Genomic DNA, 14,548 nt, shown 5'->3' on the forward strand with positions numbered 1-14,548 from the left:
CAGGGCCCCGCGGACCCGCGCGCCGTCCGAGGCCGCCGTGCCGGGCCGCCCGCCAAGGGTGCTAGGCGGCCTCGCGTGGTGGACCCGGAGGGGCGGCGCGCGCCGCGGCGGGTCGCGGTCGAGGCGGGATCGGCCACCTTGCGGATCTGCGATGTGAGCGCCGACGGACGCCGGATGCTGCTGCGGCGCGGTCCGCGCGGGCACCGGGAAGCGGTGGTGGTGGACGCGGCCGACGGACGTGAGACCTGTCTGCTGCCCGCCGCCGACGGCGACCCCTGGATCGGCCGCTTCTCCCCCGACGGACGCCTCCTGTGGCTGCGCAGCGACGAGGACCGCGAGTACGCGGCGCTGCTCGCCGTGGAACTGCGGGCCGACGGCAGCTCCGGCACGATCAGGTCGGTCACCGCGCGGGACGGCGCCGACCTGGAGCTCTTCGCCGCCGACCCCGCGGCCGGGCGCGCCGCCCTGGCCTGGAACGACCGGGGCCGCAGCATCCTGCAGACCGCCGTGCTGGGCGCCGACGGCACCTTGTCGGAGGTCCGCGACGTGCCGCTGCCGCACGAGGTGATCACCCGCGCGGAGGCCGACGCGGCCGGCGGCTGGCTGCTGTCGCTGTCGGGCTCCGCACGGCAGCCCGGCGTGTGGACCGCGGCCGCCACCGGCCGCGCCACCCGCACACCCTGGACCCCGCCGGCGCCCACCGCGGCCCGGCCCGTACCGCCCGCGCCGCTGGAGCTCACCGCACGGGACGGCACCGTGCTGACCGGCTGGTTCCACCGCGCGCCCGGCCCGGCCGGCCCGGGACCCTGCGTGGTGCATCTGCACGGCGGACCCGAGAGCCAGGAACGCCCCGTGCTCGAACCGCTCTACCAGGCACTGCTGGCGCGCGGCCTGCATGTCTTCGCACCCGATGTGCGCGGCTCGTCCGGCCACGGCCGGGCCTTCCTGGCCGCCGACCGCGGCGCCGGCCGGATCGCGGCGGTCGACGACGTGGCCGACTGCGCCGCCCACCTGGTGGCGGCGGGCCTGGCCGACCCGCGGCGGCTGACCGTGATGGGCCGCTCCTACGGCGGCTACCTGGTGATGGCCGCCCTGATCCGCCACCCCGACCTGTTCCGGGCCGGGGTCGCGGTCAGCGGCATGTCGGACTTCGCCACCTTCTTCGCCGGCACCGAACCGTGGATCGCCGAGTCCGCCGCGGTCAAGTACGGCCACCCCGTGCACGACCACGACCTGCTCGCGCTGCTGTCACCGATGACGCACGTCGACGCGCTGCGCACCCCGCTGCTGGCGGTGCACGGAGCGCTCGACACCAATGTGCCGCCCGGCGAGTCCGAGCAGTTCGTCCGGGCCGCCCGCCGCCGGGGAGTGCCCGCCGAACTGCTGATCTTCGACGACGAGGGCCACGACCTGGCCCGGCGGGCCAACCGCGAGCGGTTCCACGCCGCCGCGGGCGACTGGCTGACCCGCTGGACGAGCTGACGCCCTCCTGCCAGACCCCGGCTGCTCGCCGGACGCCCCCCGGCCGGACCCCTGCCGGGGGCGGGGCGGCCACCGCCTACTCCGGCAGCGGTACCACGCTCGCGGTCTCGAAGAAGAAGTCGTCGATGCCGCGGACCGCCTCCAGGAAGTCGTCCAGATTGACCGGCTTGGTGACGTACGCGTTGGCGTGCTGGTGGTAGGCCGCCGAGATGTCGCTGGGCGTGGAGGAGGTGGTGAGGACCACGACCGGGATCATGCCGAGCACCGCGTCCTCCTTGAGGACCGCCAGCAGCTCGCGGCCGTTCATCCGCGGCATGTTGAGGTCCAGCACGATCAGGTCGGGCCGCGGGTTGTCCGGCGAGCGCAGGTACTCCAGCGCGGCGATGCCGTCGTTGGCGCGGCAGATCGAGCGGGTGGCGACACCGCGGTCGGTGAGCGCCTCCTCGATGAGCAGCGCGTCGGCCGGGTCGTCCTCGACGAGGAGCACGCTGTAAGTGCGCGTGGGAAGAAGAGCGTTCACTGAGGCACTCCTGCGTATCTGGGCGGGGACGGGACGGGACGGCGGCCGGGCGGTGAAGACCAGTCCCGGCCAGCGGCGGCGGGCGCCCTGGCGGGTGATGCCCCAGGCGCGGCCGAGATCGGGATAGGTGGCCCCCTGGCGGGCGGCGGCCGAGGCTTCGTGCGCGGCGCGGCTGTCCACCGCCCGGAGGATGTACGAAAGGACCCGCAACCGGGCCAGCGGGTCGTCCGGGCCCGCGCCGGGCCCCCGGTCGCCGCTGTCGTCCGGGCCGCTGTCCCCGCCCGCCGGGCCGGCCGGGCCCGCCGGTTGCGCGGAGGTCGCGGCGCGCGGGGCGGGATAGACCTGGGTGGCCAGCCGGTGGGCGAGATCCTCGACGGCCCGCTCGGCGAGGGCGGTCAGTGCGCCGTGGTCGAGCTGCGGGGTGGACCGCTCAGGTGGCACCGCCTCACCATACGAGTTCGCCCAGGCAGGTGACAACCGGAGTTGTCCCGCTGGGTAACATGGCGCGGTCGTGGTCGTCCAGCGGCACCAGGGTCCCGCTGTCCGCAGCGGGCGGGACATCGAGGAGTCACCGTGACGGGCGTGATACCGACAGACGAGGCCGGGTACTCCCGCATGCGTCCCGGCGCCGCGGTGCGGCCCGGCCACCCCGCGGGGTGGACGACGCGCCGATGGCTGGTGGCGGGCGCCTGCGCCGCCCTGGTGGTGCTGACCGCCCTGGCCGTCACCGGTGCCTGGGTCTTCGCGCGCTCCACCGAGATCTCCAACCGGCTGGTGGACCGGAGCACGCCCGCCCTGGTGTCCTCGGTGCAGCTCGAGCAGTCGCTGACCGACCAGGAGACCGGGGTGCGCGGCTACGGTCTGACCGGCCAGCAGTCGTTCCTGGCGCCGTACACCAACGGTCTGACCACGCAAGCGAGCAGCACCGCGCGGCTACGGGTCCTGCTGGCGGACGACAAGACCGCCCTGGCGGACCTCCAGCGGCTGCTGGACCGGGCCCAGACCTGGCAGCAGCGCTTCGCCCGCCCGGTGGCGGCGTCGCCCGGCGGCGCGCCGATCGCGCTGGCCACCGAGCGCGCCGACGAGGCCAAACACGACTTCGACGCCGTCCGGGCCGCCTCCGGCCATCTCCAGCAGACGCTGCAGAACGCCCGCGACCAGGCCCGGTCCGACCTGCAGGGCGCCCGCGACTTCCGCGACCTGATCTTCTCCGTCATCGCCCTGGTGATCCTGGTCATGACCGGCCTGGTCTTCGCCGGCCTGCGCCGCGGGGTGACGCTGCCGCTGGGCCAGCTCTCCGACGACGTGCGGCGGGTGGCCGAGGGGCACTTCGACCACCACGTGTCCTCCTTCGGCCCGGCCGACCTGCGCAGCCTGGCCCAGGACGTGGAATCGATGCGCGAACGCCTGGTGGCCGAGCTGGCCTTCAGCGACGCGGCCCGCGCCCAGCTGGACGACCAGGCCACCGATCTGCGCCGCTCCAACGCCGAGCTGGAGCAGTTCGCCTATGTGGCCTCGCACGACCTCCAGGAGCCGCTGCGGAAGGTGGCGAGCTTCTGCCAACTCCTCCAGCGCCGCTACGGCGACCAGCTCGACGACCGGGCCGGGCAGTACATCGAGTACGCCGTCGACGGCGCCAACCGGATGCAGACCCTGATCAACGACCTGCTGGCCTTCTCCCGGGTCGGCCGGCTGCACTCCGACACCTCGACGGTGGACCTGGAGCAGCTGTTCGGGCGGACGGTGGACGCGCTGAGCATGGTCGTCGAGGAGTCCGGCGCCGAGGTGACCCACGACCCGCTGCCGGTCGTCACCGGTGACGCCACCCAGCTGGGCATGCTGCTGCAGAATCTCGTCTCCAACGCCATCAAGTTCCGCTCGCCGGAGCGCCCGGTGCGCGTCCGTGTGTCCGTCGAACGGCAGGGCGAGCTGTGGTCCTTCGCCATCGCCGACAACGGGATCGGGATCGCGCCCGAATTCGCCGAGAAGGTGTTCGTGATCTTCCAGCGGCTGCATACCCGGGACGCCTATCCGGGCAACGGCATCGGTCTGGCGCTGTGCAAGAAGATCGTGGAGTTCCACGGCGGCACCATCACCATCGACCCGGACCACCGTCCGGGCACCCGCTTCACCTTCACCCTGCCGGGACCGGCCGCCGCCCCCGTCGAGCCCGCCGCCGAGGCGGTGGTCCGGTGAGTACCGGCGAGACCGCGCAGACCCCGGCCCTCACCGCGGTGAGCTACCGGATCCTGCTCATCGAGGACGACCCCGGCGACGCGCTGCTGGTCGAGGAGTACCTGGCCGACACCTCGCTCAGCGTGGACCTGCAGTGGGCCCAGACGCTGGCCGCCGGCATGGCCAGCGTCGGCCGCCAGGCCCCCGACTGCGTGCTGCTGGACCTGCACCTGCCCGACGCCTCGGGCACCGGCGCCGTCACCCGGGTGCAGAACGCCTGCCCGGCCGCGGCGATCATCGTCCTCACCGGGCTGGCCGACGGGGGCGCGGGCATCGAGGCGGTCGCCTCCGGCGCCCAGGACTACCTGGTCAAGGGCACGGTCAGCGGCGAGCTGCTGGACCGGGCGGTGCGGTACGCGGTCCACCGCAAGCACGCCGAGCGCACCGCGGCGGAACTGCGCGCCAATCAGCACCGGGCCCAGGAGAACAGCCGGCTCGAACGCAGTCTGCTGCCGGTGCCGATGCTCAGCGGCACCCGGGTGGTGCCCACCTCCTGCTACCTGCCGGGCCGCGAGGGCGCGCTGCTGGCCGGGGACTTCCTCGACGTGGTGGAGACCCCGGACGGGATGGTGCACGCCGTCATCGGCGACGTCAGCGGCCACGGCCCGGACGAGGCGGGCATCGGCGTTTGCCTGCGCATCGCGTGGCGGACCTTGATCCTCGGCGGGCACCGCGGTACGAACCTGCTGGCGTTGATGGAGCAGATCCTCGTCGCGGAGCGCACGTATTCAGCGATGTTCGCCACGGTCGCGACGCTGTCGCTGGACCCCGCCACCAGCTGCCTGGACATCACGCTGGCCGGCCACGAGACGCCGCTGCTCATCGAGGACGGCGCGGCCCGGCCGCTGCCGGCTCCCGGCGGGGTGGCGCTCGGCCTCATGCCCGGCGCGGCCGACTGGCTGCCCGCCCGGCTGGAGCTGCCGCCCACCGCGACGCTGCTGCTCTACACCGACGGTCTCACCGAGGGCCATACCGGTGTCGGTCGGGAGCGACTGGGCACCGAGGGGCTGATCTCGATCATCGCGGAGGCGCCCGACCCGGCCGGCCAGGCCCTCATCGACCACCTGACCACCGTCACCCGTGAACTCGACGCCGGCCGTCACCTGGACGATGTGGCGATCCTGCTGCTCAGCCGCGACCAGCCGTAACGCCTGATTCACCGGAACCCCTGATCCAGGTGCCGTCGGCCGGCGGTGATCCGTGCTGCCGCCCGCGCCGCCCGAGCGGCGCGGGGCGCTGCGGAGTCAGCCCTTCTGGCGGACCGGCAGCTGCCATCCCGGGCGCGGGAAGTGGCAGGTGTATCCGTCCGGGTAGCGCTCCAGGTAGTCCTGGTGCTCCGGCTCGGCCTCCCAGAAGGGACCGGCCGGCTCGACCTCGGTGACGACCTTGCCCGGCCACAGGCCGGAGGCGTCCACGTCGGCGATGGTGTCCTCGGCGACGCGCTTCTGCTCGTCGTCCAGGTAGAAGATCGCCGAGCGGTAGCTGAGACCGATGTCGTTGCCCTGCCGGTTCTTCGTGCTCGGGTCGTGGATCTGGAAGAAGAACTCCAGCAGCGCGCGGTAGTCGGTCTGCTCCGGGTCGAAGGTGATCTCGATGGACTCCGCGTGTGTGCCGTGGTTGCGGTAGGTGGCATTGGGCACGTCGCCGCCCGAGTAGCCGACCCGGGTGTCGGTCACACCCGGCTGCCGGCGGATCAGGTCCTGCATGCCCCAGAAGCACCCGCCGGCCAGCACGGCCTTCTGCGTCTGCGCGGCCATCTCTGTTCCTCCCTGTCCTCGTGGTTCCCCCGGTGGTTCGAACAGGATGCGGCACCCCGGTATTCCTGGGCCGGCACCCGTGGCGGCGGCCTGGCGGGCGCCCCGGAGGGGAGTCCGCGGCGGGCGCGCCGAGGGGCCACCGGGTATCCCGGTGGCCCCTTCCGTGCGGCAGGCCGGAGTCAGTCCTTGAAGACGTCCTTGATCTTCTCCTTGGCCTCCCGGGCGTCGCCCTTGGCCTGCTCGGCGCGACCCTCGGCCGTCATGGACTCGTTGCCCACGGCCCGGCCGACGGTCTCCTTGGCCTTGCCCTTGGCCTGCTCCAGCTTGGCGTCGGTCTTCTCGTGGTCGTGCTCGTGCTCGGTCATCGCCGTCGCTCCCTGCTGGTCGGTTATTGTCCCAGTGATTCGCCTTGCCGACGATTCGCCGGCGAAACCAGTCCTTCGCCGTCGACCCGGCGGCGACCGGTGTTCACCCGCCGTCGCCGGACGACCACCTGCTGTCACGCTGCCTCACTCGCTGGCGAACGGGGCCAGCCCCCGGCCGGTGACCGGAATGACCCCGGTGCCCACGGTGACCGCACCGGGCATGAAGGTGCCCTCCCGCCCGTCGGGCAGCCGCAGCGTGCACGGGCTGGTGGCCACCGCGAACAGATTCACGTCGGTGTCGGCCTCCAGATGGCCCGACCAGGTCTTGAGCACGGTCGTCCCGGTCGGATCGGGCCGGATGAAGAGCTCGGCCTCGACGGGGATGAAGCCGCTGCTCGTCACCACGGTGGCGGGGCCGATGTAGGCCTCCGTCGGCTGGTTGTCCTCGATGTCGTCCATGGCGCACGCCTGCCCGGTTCCGGCCGGAGGTCACCTGACCGGCGCAACGGCGGCCGCCCGCCGTGGGCCGGCCCGGTGTGCCGCCGGGCGGAACCGCGCCTCACTTCCCGCCGTGCGACCCGGCCCGGGCCAGGGTGCTGGCGGCCTCGGACTTCTCCGCCTTGGTGGCCTTCTTGTCACCGAGCACCTTCGCGGCGGCGGTGACGGCCTTCTTGCCCGGCGCCTTCTTGGGCGTCTGGGCGAGCGCGCTGGCCGCGGCGGTCTTCTCGGCGCTGGACGCCTTGGCGCTCTTGACGGTCTTGCCGGCCGCCGAGGCGGACTTCGGCTTGGTCACCTTCGCGTCCGCCTTGGCCTTGCCCGGCGTCTGGGACAGTGCGCTGGCCGCGGCGGTCTTCCCGGCCTTGCCCGCCTTGCCGGCCTTCGAGCCCTTGACGGTCTTGCCGGCCGCGGCCGCTGCCTTGGGCTGCGTCCGCCCGGCGCTCTTCGCCTTGGTCATGGTCCGTGCCTCCATTGTCATCCGATGTCCGGTCCTGCGTTCGACCCGTATGACGGGCGCCTACCCGAACTCCGGTGCCCGCAACAGGCGATGAGCCGCGAACGGTGGCCGGAGCGCCGCCGCGGGCCGCCGCGGGGCCGGGCGCGCCGCCCGGATCCGGCCCCACCCGGGCGGCTCAACACGGGGTGCCGGATCAGTCGCCGCGTGCTCCAGTGTGAAAGGAAACCCGGGGGCAAGACGAGCCACAGCCGGCTCTGTACGACCGGCGGGAAGCAGGAATCCATGAGGGCACTGGCACGCGGTCCAGCGTTGGTCGGCGAGATGTCGGCGGAGTTCGCCGGCACGATGATCCTGATTCTGTTCGGCACCGGCGTAGTGGCCCAGGTGGCCGCCGGCGGTGGCCTGACAGTCCCCCCGGGAGGGCTGGGCAACCACGACAGCATCTCCTGGGCGTGGGGGTTCGGCGTCACCCTCGGCGTCTATCTGGCGGCGCGGCTGAGTGGTGCCCACCTCAATCCGGCGGTCACCCTGGGCCTGGCGACCTTCAAGGGCTTCCCGTGGCGCAAGGTGGTGCCGTACTGGTGCGCCCAGTTCCTCGGCGCCTTCGTCGCGGCCCTGCTGGTGCGCTGGAACTACACCGAAGTGCTGGCCAAATTCGACCCGGGCCACACCTTCAAGACGCAGACGGTGTTCTCCACCCTCCCCGGCAACGGCTCGACCGTCTTCGGGGTGCACGAGCTGGGCGCGTTCCGCGACCAGATCATCGGCACCGCGATCCTGCTGATCTTGATCCTGGGCATCACCGACGTGCTGAACAACCCGCCGGGAGCCAACCTCGGCCCCTTCATCATCGGCCTGGTCGTGGTGGCCATCGGTATGGCCTGGGGCACCGACGCCGGATACGCCATCAACCCGGCCCGTGACCTGGGCCCGCGGCTGGCGAGCTACGCGACCGGCTACCACACGGCCTGGCGAGACCAATTCGGCAATATCTACTGGTGGGTGCCGGTGGCCGGCCCGCTGGTCGGCGCGCTGGTCGGTGGCGTGTTCTACAAGCTCTTCATCGGGCGTTTCCTGCCCGGAGCGGCGCCGGAGCCTCCCGGACGGGCCCCCATTCCCGAGCCCCCGGGACGCACGCCCGCTCCCGAGGCCTGAGCCCCGACCGCGCACATCACGAGAGGCAGCAACCCATGGCGGACTTCGTCGGCGCGGTGGATCAGGGGACCACCAGCAGCCGCTTCATGATCTTCGACCACGACGGCAACGAAGTGGCGAAGCATCAGCTGGAGCACACCCAGTACCTGCCCAAGTCCGGCTGGGTCGAGCACGACCCGGTCGAGATCTGGGAGCGGACCAACGTCGCCATCCAGAGCGCCGTCCGCTCGGCCGGCATCTCGGCGACCGACCTCGCGGCCATCGGCATCACCAACCAGCGCGAGACCACCGTCGTGTGGGACCCGCGCAACGGCCGTCCGTACTACAACGCGATCGTCTGGCAGGACACCAGAACCGACCGGATCGCGTCGGCGCTGGAGCGAGAGGGCCACGGCGACCTGATCCGCCAGCGGGCCGGGCTGCCGCCCGCCACGTACTTCTCCGGCGGCAAGATCAAATGGATCCTGGAGAACGTCGACGGGGTGCGGGAGGCCGCCGAGCAGGGACACGCGGTGTTCGGCAACACCGACGCCTGGGTGCTGTGGAACCTCACCGGCGGTCCCAACGGCGGCATCCACGCCACCGACGTCACCAACGCCAGCCGCACCATGCTGATGGACCTGGAGACGCTCGACTGGGACGACGAGCTGCTGGGCATCTTCGGCATCCCGCGCGCGATGCTGCCGAAGATCAACCCGTCCTCGCACGCCGAGGCCTTCGGCACCACCCGCACCTCCCGGCCGCTGAGCGCCCCGGTCCCCATCACCGGTGTGCTCGGCGACCAGCAGGCGGCCACCGTGGGGCAGGTCTGCTTCGCGGTCGGCGAGGCCAAGAACACCTACGGCACCGGTAACTTCCTGCTGCTCAACACCGGTACCGAGGCCGTGCATTCGCAGAACGGCCTGATCACCACGGTCTGCTACAAGTTCGGCGACGCCCCGGCCGTCTACGCGCTGGAAGGCTCCATCGCCGTCACCGGCTCGGCGGTGCAGTGGCTGCGCGACCAGTTGAAGATCATCAGCAGCGCCCCCGAGAGCGAGCGGCTGGCCAAGACCGTCGACGGCAGCGACGGGATCTACTTCGTCCCGGCCTTCTCCGGCCTGTTCGCGCCGTACTGGCGTTCCGACGCCCGCGGCGCGATCGTCGGCCTGGCCCGCTTCCACAACAACGGCCACCTGGCGCGGGCGACGCTGGAGTCCATGTGCTACCAGAGCCGCGACGTGGTCGAGGCGATGGAGCAGGACTCCGGCGTGCACCTGGACGTCCTCAAGGTGGACGGCGGCGTCACCGCCAACGAGCTGTGCATGCAGATCCAGGCGGACGTGCTCGGCGTCCCGGTCAGCCGGCCGGTCGTCGCGGAGACCACCGCGCTGGGCGCCGCCTACGCCGCCGGTCTGGCCACCGGCTTCTGGCGGGACACCGACGAGCTGCGCGAGCACTGGCACGAGTCGCGCCGCTGGGAGCCGGGCTGGACCGACGAGCAGCGCGCCGACGGCTACACGGGCTGGAAGAAGGCGGTCGAGCGCACCTACGGCTGGGTCGACGTCGACTAGCCGGCCGGAGCCAGGCGCACAGCGGGGCGGCCGGTGTCAGCCGGCCGCCCCGCTCGCCGCGCGCAAGGTGAAGTCGGCCCGGCCGAACCGGTGCCCGTTGACCTGGAGTTCCAGCGCGTGTCCCCCCGGGTGGTAGACCCGGGTGCTGATCGGGCGGAAGGAATGCCGCCGCAGCACCTCGGCGCTCTCGCCGGGCGCCAGGGTGCGCTTGGCCAGCTTGAAGACCTTCGGCGCCAGACGGCCGTCGGCCTTCCGGTAGTGGATGACGTAGTCGACGGCGAGCACCACCGGCTCACCCGAGGCGTTGGCGATCCGGGCGCTGAACTCCAGCTCCCCGCCGACGGCGATCTCCCGCGCCGCCACCTCGGGCCCGGCGACGCGCAGCGCGTCCCGTTCGCCGCGAAAGCCCACCAGCGCCAGTGCCGCCGGGTCGCCCTGCTTCACCAGGGTGCGCAGCGCGCGGCGTATCAGCGCCGGGGTGGTGGCGGCCGGGTCCTGCTGCCAGCGTCGCGCGGTGGCGACCGCGAGTGCCGGGTCCAGCCGGGAGATGTCATTGAGGTGATTGGCCACCGAGCGCCGTACGACCTCCGAGGAGTCCTGGTGGAGCAGGTCCAGGACGGGCAGCGTCAGCCCCGGTTCACCGTTGAGCGCGGGAACCTGCTTGGCCCAGGGCAGCCTCGGCCGGGTGCCTTCACTGGCCAGCCGGCGCACCGCGGCGTCCGGGTCGCCCGCCCAGCCGCGGACCGCCGCCAAGGTCCGGTGCGGATCGGCGTTGAGAAAGGTGCGCAGCGCGAACTCGCCGGTCAGGCGCGGGGTGAGCGCCGCCAGCAGGCGCAGGCCGTCCTCGAAGTCGCCCGGTTGGTCCGAGGCGGTGGCGGCGGTGGCGACCGCCTCCGTCACCGGCCAGATCATCCAGCCGGTGAGGTCGGGCACCTCCAGCGCGGTGCGGACGACAGCGGCCAGCCGCTGGTACCCGCCCGGCAGGTCGGCGAGCAGCGCGTCGGCGACGGTGCGCGCCCGTTGGCCCAGCGCCAGCGGCCCCAGTGCCTCGCTGCTCGCCGTGACCGCCCGCCACCGGCTCTGCTCCGGTGCCACGGCCCGCAGGATCCCGGCGAGACGGCGGACGCAGGCGACGCTGATCAGTTCTTCCGCTGTGGGCACGTTTCCTCCGGTGGGGCTGCCCGCGCGCGGCGGGGGAGGCCAGTATCCCGGGGCCGCCGGCCGGCCCGCGCACGGGTGCCGCGCCGGGACTCCGACCGGCGCGCCCGGGGACACCACCGCTGATGTCCGTGCTGACCGGTTTTCCGATGGTTTACTCCCAGAGACCGCCCCGACCGGCCCTGGCGCCGCTCCCGGATGCGGCGCCCGTCCGTTCCCGGCCGCGCAGTGGAGGCACCTGTCATGGCGTATGTGAAGGTCGGCCAGGAGAACTCCGCCGCGATCGAGGTGTCCTACGAGGACCACGGAACGGGCCGGCCCGTGGTGATGATCCACGGCTACCCGCTGGACGGGCGCTCCTGGGAGAAGCAGGAACTCGCCCTGCTGGACGCCGGTTGCCGGGTCATCACCTACGACCGGCGCGGCTTCGGCGCCTCCGGCCGGCCGGCCACCGGCTACGACTACGACACGCTGGCCGCCGACCTCGACCGGCTGTTGACCGTGCTCGACCTGCGCAATGCCGCGCTCGTCGGCTTCTCCATGGGCACCGGCGAGATCGTCCGCTATCTGGCCCGGTACGGCTCGGCCCGGATCAGCCGCGCGGTGCTGTTCGCACCGCTGGGGCCGTACCTGCGCAAGACGCCCGACAACCCGGACGGCATGGACGCCTCGGTGTTCGAGGAGATGGCCCGGGCGTGCGCGGCCGACCGGCCCGCATTCCTGAAGGACTTCCTCGACGTCCTCTACGACGTCGACGTCCACCGGGGCACCCGGGTCAGCGACCAGGCCTGGCAGGCGAGCTGGAACACCGCCGTAACCGCCTCCGCCAGGGCCGCACGGGACTGCATCGGCGCCTGGCTCACCGACTTCCGACCGGACCTGCCCGCCGTCGACGTGCCGACCCTCGTCGTCCAGGGCTCCGAGGACCGCGTGCTGCCGCCGGAGGCCAGCGGGGACCGGCTGGCCGGGCTGATCACCGGCATGAAGCACGTGGTGGTCGCCGGGGGCCCGCACGCCGTCTGCTGGACGCACCCGGCCGAGTGCAACGCGGCCCTGCTCGACTTCCTCGGCCGCTGACCGCTGACCGCTGACTGCTGGGCGCGGCTTCGGCCGGGCGGAGGGCGCTCCCACCAGCCCGCTGACCCTGGCATGTGCTGGCCGCACAATCCCCGGCCTGGTTCGGGGGACCTCGTTACCTCGGCGTAGCGGAGCATGGACAACGAGTCGCGGGGTCAACTAGAAAAGAGAGCGCGGCAGATCACCTGCGGTGAAGAGTTCCCCAAAGGTCTGTCCGCTGGGGGTGAGATGCTGTGGAAACCTTATCCGTCGGCGCACTCGCAGAACTGATGCAGGAATGCCTGCCGCACACCCGGACCCTCCCGGCGACCGGCGAGGCCCTGCTGGACTCCTCCTTCCGCGAACTCGGCTTCGACTCGCTGGCGATGGTCCAGTTCGCCGAAGCACTCCAGGAAAAGCTCGATGTCCCGATCTCCGACCCCGAGTTGGACCGGATCGCCACTCCGCGCGACGTGCTGGACTACGTCCATGCACATCCGGCACTGGGCCGGGGCCCGGACCGGTGACCGGCGCGGCGCACACGTCGGGAGAGCCGGCCCCGCAGACCCTGCGGGAACTCACCGCCCTGCTGGCGGACGGCCGGCAGCGGATGCGCGCCGAACTGGCCGCTTTCTTCGCCGGACCGGAGTTCGACCGCACCGGCGAGGAGGCAGGGCCGCCCGCCGCCGTCACCGCCCGGGCCTACGCGCGGCTGGAGACCGTCAACCGCTTCGTCCACCCGGCCCGTGAACTGCTCACCGACGTCCACCGGTTGACCGCTCTGCACGAGTGGGCGGCCGTCACCGACGGCACCCTGTTCGCCATCATGACCTCCCACTACAACCTGGTGCTGGCCGGTCTGCTGCGCCGCGCCGCCCGCCACCGCGACCTCGACCCCGTCGTGACGGAACTCGAAGAGCTCCGGGCGGCAGGGGTGTTCATGGCCAGTGAGATCGGCTACGGCAACAACCTCCTCGCCCTGGAGACCGAAGCCCGCTACGACCCGGCGGCCCGCGAGTTCGTGCTGCACACTCCCCGCCCCCGGGCGCGCAAATTCATGCCGAACACCACCGTCAACGGCGTTCCCAAACTCGCCGTCGTGCTGGCGCGGACCTTCGTCGGCGGACGGGAATGCGGCATCATGCCCTTCCTGGTGCGGCTGACCGACGGCCGGACCAGCGCTCCGGGCGTGCGGATCGTGCCGCTGCCGGCCAAGCCGGTGCTCGCCCTGGACAACGCGGTCACCACCTTCGACCGGGTCCGGGTGGGACTGGACGCCCTGCTCGCCGACGAACGCGACCAACTGGCCGCCGACGGCACCCTGGGCGGCCTGCTCCGGGACAAGACCGCCCGTTTTCTCGGCTCGATCGAGAACATCGAGGGCAGCAAGATCTGCCTGACCGCCGGTTCGCTGGCGATGTCCCGGGCCGCGCTGACCATCGCCGTGCGGTACGCCGGGCAGCGCCTGACCTTCGCCCCGGGCCGCGGCCAGGTCGTGCTCGCCGACTACCGGACCCACCACGCGGCCCTGGCCGAGCAGTTGGCCGCGACCTACGCGATGGGATTCCTCTTCAACGACACCCGGGCCGCGGTGGCCCGGCTGCGTGAGAGCGGCCGGCCGATGGACGAGGCCACCATCCGCCAGGCCGCCATCAGCAAGGCACTGACCTCCTGGAACACCCGCGAGGTACTGGAGGTCTGCCGGGAACGCTGCGGCGCCCAGGGGCTGTTCTCGGCGAACCGCATCATGGACTACCTGGTGGTGAACCACGGGGTGATCACCGCCGAGGGGGACAACGAGGTCATCATGATCAAGGCGGGCCGGCAACTGCTGGACGAGCCCGACGCGGTGCTGACCGGCACCGATACCGATACCGATACCGCTCCCGAATCCGGCACCGGCACCGGCACCGAAGCCGCCCGCGAGGACGATGTCCCGGCCGCCGGCACCGGCCGCTGGTGGCTGTGGCTGCTCGGGCGGCGGGCACGGGGCCTGCGCCAGGAGATCCTGGCCGGACTGCGGGCCGGGGAGCGCGCCCGCGGCTCGGTGTTCGCGACCTGGAACGACCAGGTGGCGCAGGTGCGGCAGCTGGCCGAGACCTGCGGCCGCCGCTCGGCCGCGGCGGCGCTGTTCGCCGCCGCCGACCGGGCCGCCGACCCCGCCGCCCGCGCCGTCCTGGCGGACCTCGCCGAGCTGTACACCCTGCGGTGCGTCGACGAGGACTTCGGCTGGTTCGTCGGCCGCGGCCTGCTCGGCCCGAAGGAAGCGGCCGACCTGGAGGTCCGCCGGGGCGGGCTGCACGCCGACCTGG

The 14,548-nt window shown here is 72.7% G+C and carries 14 protein-coding genes; 8 read left to right on the forward strand and 6 right to left on the reverse strand.

What is annotated here, in order from left to right:
* Positions 1–75: 75 nt before the first annotated feature.
* The gene (locus GA0115240_RS30935; RefSeq protein ID WP_093741847.1) at positions 76–1,482 is read left to right on the forward strand and encodes a S9 family peptidase; all 1,407 of its coding nucleotides are present in this window, start codon (positions 76–78) and stop codon (positions 1,480–1,482) included.
* Between the two features lie 76 nt (positions 1,483–1,558).
* Here GA0115240_RS30935 and GA0115240_RS30940 read toward each other — a convergent pair whose 3' ends face one another.
* A complete protein-coding gene (locus GA0115240_RS30940; RefSeq protein WP_256070102.1) occupies positions 1,559–2,443 on the reverse strand; it encodes a response regulator in 885 nt (294 codons plus the stop codon).
* A 174-nt stretch (positions 2,444–2,617) separates the two neighbouring features.
* Between GA0115240_RS30940 and GA0115240_RS30945 the strand changes: the two genes are divergently transcribed.
* Positions 2,618–4,198, forward strand: a complete 1,581-nt coding sequence (locus GA0115240_RS30945; protein WP_093741870.1) for a sensor histidine kinase — start codon at positions 2,618–2,620, stop codon at positions 4,196–4,198.
* Positions 4,195–5,385, forward strand: a complete 1,191-nt coding sequence (locus tag GA0115240_RS30950) for a PP2C family protein-serine/threonine phosphatase (protein ID WP_093741851.1) — start codon at positions 4,195–4,197, stop codon at positions 5,383–5,385. The genes GA0115240_RS30945 and GA0115240_RS30950 overlap by 4 nt, the downstream gene beginning before the upstream one ends.
* 96 nt (positions 5,386–5,481) lie before the next feature.
* Here GA0115240_RS30950 and msrA read toward each other — a convergent pair whose 3' ends face one another.
* From msrA to GA0115240_RS30970, 4 genes are all read right to left on the reverse strand, one after another.
* Complete coding sequence (gene msrA, locus GA0115240_RS30955; protein WP_093741853.1) at positions 5,482–5,994, reverse strand: peptide-methionine (S)-S-oxide reductase MsrA; 513 nt, start codon at positions 5,992–5,994, stop codon at positions 5,482–5,484.
* A 179-nt stretch (positions 5,995–6,173) separates the two neighbouring features.
* On the reverse strand, positions 6,174–6,359 hold the full coding sequence (locus GA0115240_RS30960) for a CsbD family protein (protein WP_093741855.1): 186 nt from the start codon (positions 6,357–6,359) through the stop codon (positions 6,174–6,176).
* 144 nt (positions 6,360–6,503) lie between these two features.
* Positions 6,504–6,818: a hypothetical protein gene (locus GA0115240_RS30965; protein WP_093741857.1), complete on the reverse strand. Its 315-nt coding sequence runs from the start codon at positions 6,816–6,818 to the stop codon at positions 6,504–6,506.
* A 100-nt stretch (positions 6,819–6,918) separates the two neighbouring features.
* The gene (locus GA0115240_RS30970) at positions 6,919–7,314 is read right to left on the reverse strand and encodes a hypothetical protein (RefSeq protein ID WP_176725223.1); all 396 of its coding nucleotides are present in this window, start codon (positions 7,312–7,314) and stop codon (positions 6,919–6,921) included.
* Between the two features lie 282 nt (positions 7,315–7,596).
* Between GA0115240_RS30970 and GA0115240_RS30975 the strand changes: the two genes are divergently transcribed.
* Together GA0115240_RS30975 and glpK are read left to right on the forward strand one after the other, a co-directional pair.
* Positions 7,597–8,469, forward strand: coding sequence for an MIP/aquaporin family protein (locus GA0115240_RS30975; RefSeq protein WP_237555344.1), 873 nt, complete (start codon positions 7,597–7,599; stop codon positions 8,467–8,469).
* A gap of 35 nt (positions 8,470–8,504) precedes the next feature.
* Entirely contained in the window at positions 8,505–10,022 is a 1,518-nt protein-coding gene (gene glpK / locus GA0115240_RS30980; RefSeq protein ID WP_093741861.1) for a glycerol kinase GlpK, read from the forward strand.
* Between the two features lie 36 nt (positions 10,023–10,058).
* Here glpK and GA0115240_RS30985 read toward each other — a convergent pair whose 3' ends face one another.
* Positions 10,059–11,183, reverse strand: coding sequence for a DNA alkylation repair protein (locus GA0115240_RS30985; RefSeq protein WP_093741863.1), 1,125 nt, complete (start codon positions 11,181–11,183; stop codon positions 10,059–10,061).
* A gap of 240 nt (positions 11,184–11,423) precedes the next feature.
* Between GA0115240_RS30985 and GA0115240_RS30990 the strand changes: the two genes are divergently transcribed.
* From GA0115240_RS30990 to GA0115240_RS39070, 3 genes are all read left to right on the forward strand, one after another.
* Positions 11,424–12,257, forward strand: a complete 834-nt coding sequence (locus GA0115240_RS30990) for an alpha/beta fold hydrolase (protein WP_093741865.1) — start codon at positions 11,424–11,426, stop codon at positions 12,255–12,257.
* Between the two features lie 233 nt (positions 12,258–12,490).
* Positions 12,491–12,763 (forward strand): phosphopantetheine-binding protein, encoded by a 273-nt coding sequence (locus GA0115240_RS30995; RefSeq protein WP_141709024.1) that lies wholly within the window; start codon positions 12,491–12,493, stop codon positions 12,761–12,763.
* Positions 12,760–14,548 (forward strand): acyl-CoA dehydrogenase family protein (locus tag GA0115240_RS39070; RefSeq protein WP_093741868.1); only part of this gene is annotated, 1,789 nt, incomplete at its 3' end. The genes GA0115240_RS30995 and GA0115240_RS39070, both read left to right, overlap by 4 nt.

It is taken from the genome of Streptomyces sp. DvalAA-14, assembly GCF_900091855.1.
Classification (GTDB): domain Bacteria; phylum Actinomycetota; class Actinomycetes; order Streptomycetales; family Streptomycetaceae; genus Actinacidiphila.

Excerpts from the sequence above, each read along its gene's own strand:
- GA0115240_RS30990 (WP_093741865.1), top strand. The coding sequence starts at position 11,424 with ATGGCGTATGTGAAGGTCGGCCAGGAGAACTCCGCCGCGATCGAGGTG.
- GA0115240_RS30945 (WP_093741870.1), top strand. The coding sequence starts at position 2,618 with ATGCGTCCCGGCGCCGCGGTGCGGCCCGGCCACCCCGCGGGGTGGACG.
- glpK (WP_093741861.1), top strand. The coding sequence starts at position 8,505 with ATGGCGGACTTCGTCGGCGCGGTGGATCAGGGGACCACCAGCAGCCGC.
- GA0115240_RS30965 (WP_093741857.1), bottom strand. The coding sequence starts at position 6,818 with ATGGACGACATCGAGGACAACCAGCCGACGGAGGCCTACATCGGCCCC.
- GA0115240_RS30970 (WP_176725223.1), bottom strand. The coding sequence starts at position 7,314 with ATGACCAAGGCGAAGAGCGCCGGGCGGACGCAGCCCAAGGCAGCGGCC.
- msrA (WP_093741853.1), bottom strand. The coding sequence starts at position 5,994 with ATGGCCGCGCAGACGCAGAAGGCCGTGCTGGCCGGCGGGTGCTTCTGG.
- GA0115240_RS30960 (WP_093741855.1), bottom strand. The coding sequence starts at position 6,359 with ATGACCGAGCACGAGCACGACCACGAGAAGACCGACGCCAAGCTGGAG.
- GA0115240_RS30975 (WP_237555344.1), top strand. The coding sequence starts at position 7,597 with ATGAGGGCACTGGCACGCGGTCCAGCGTTGGTCGGCGAGATGTCGGCG.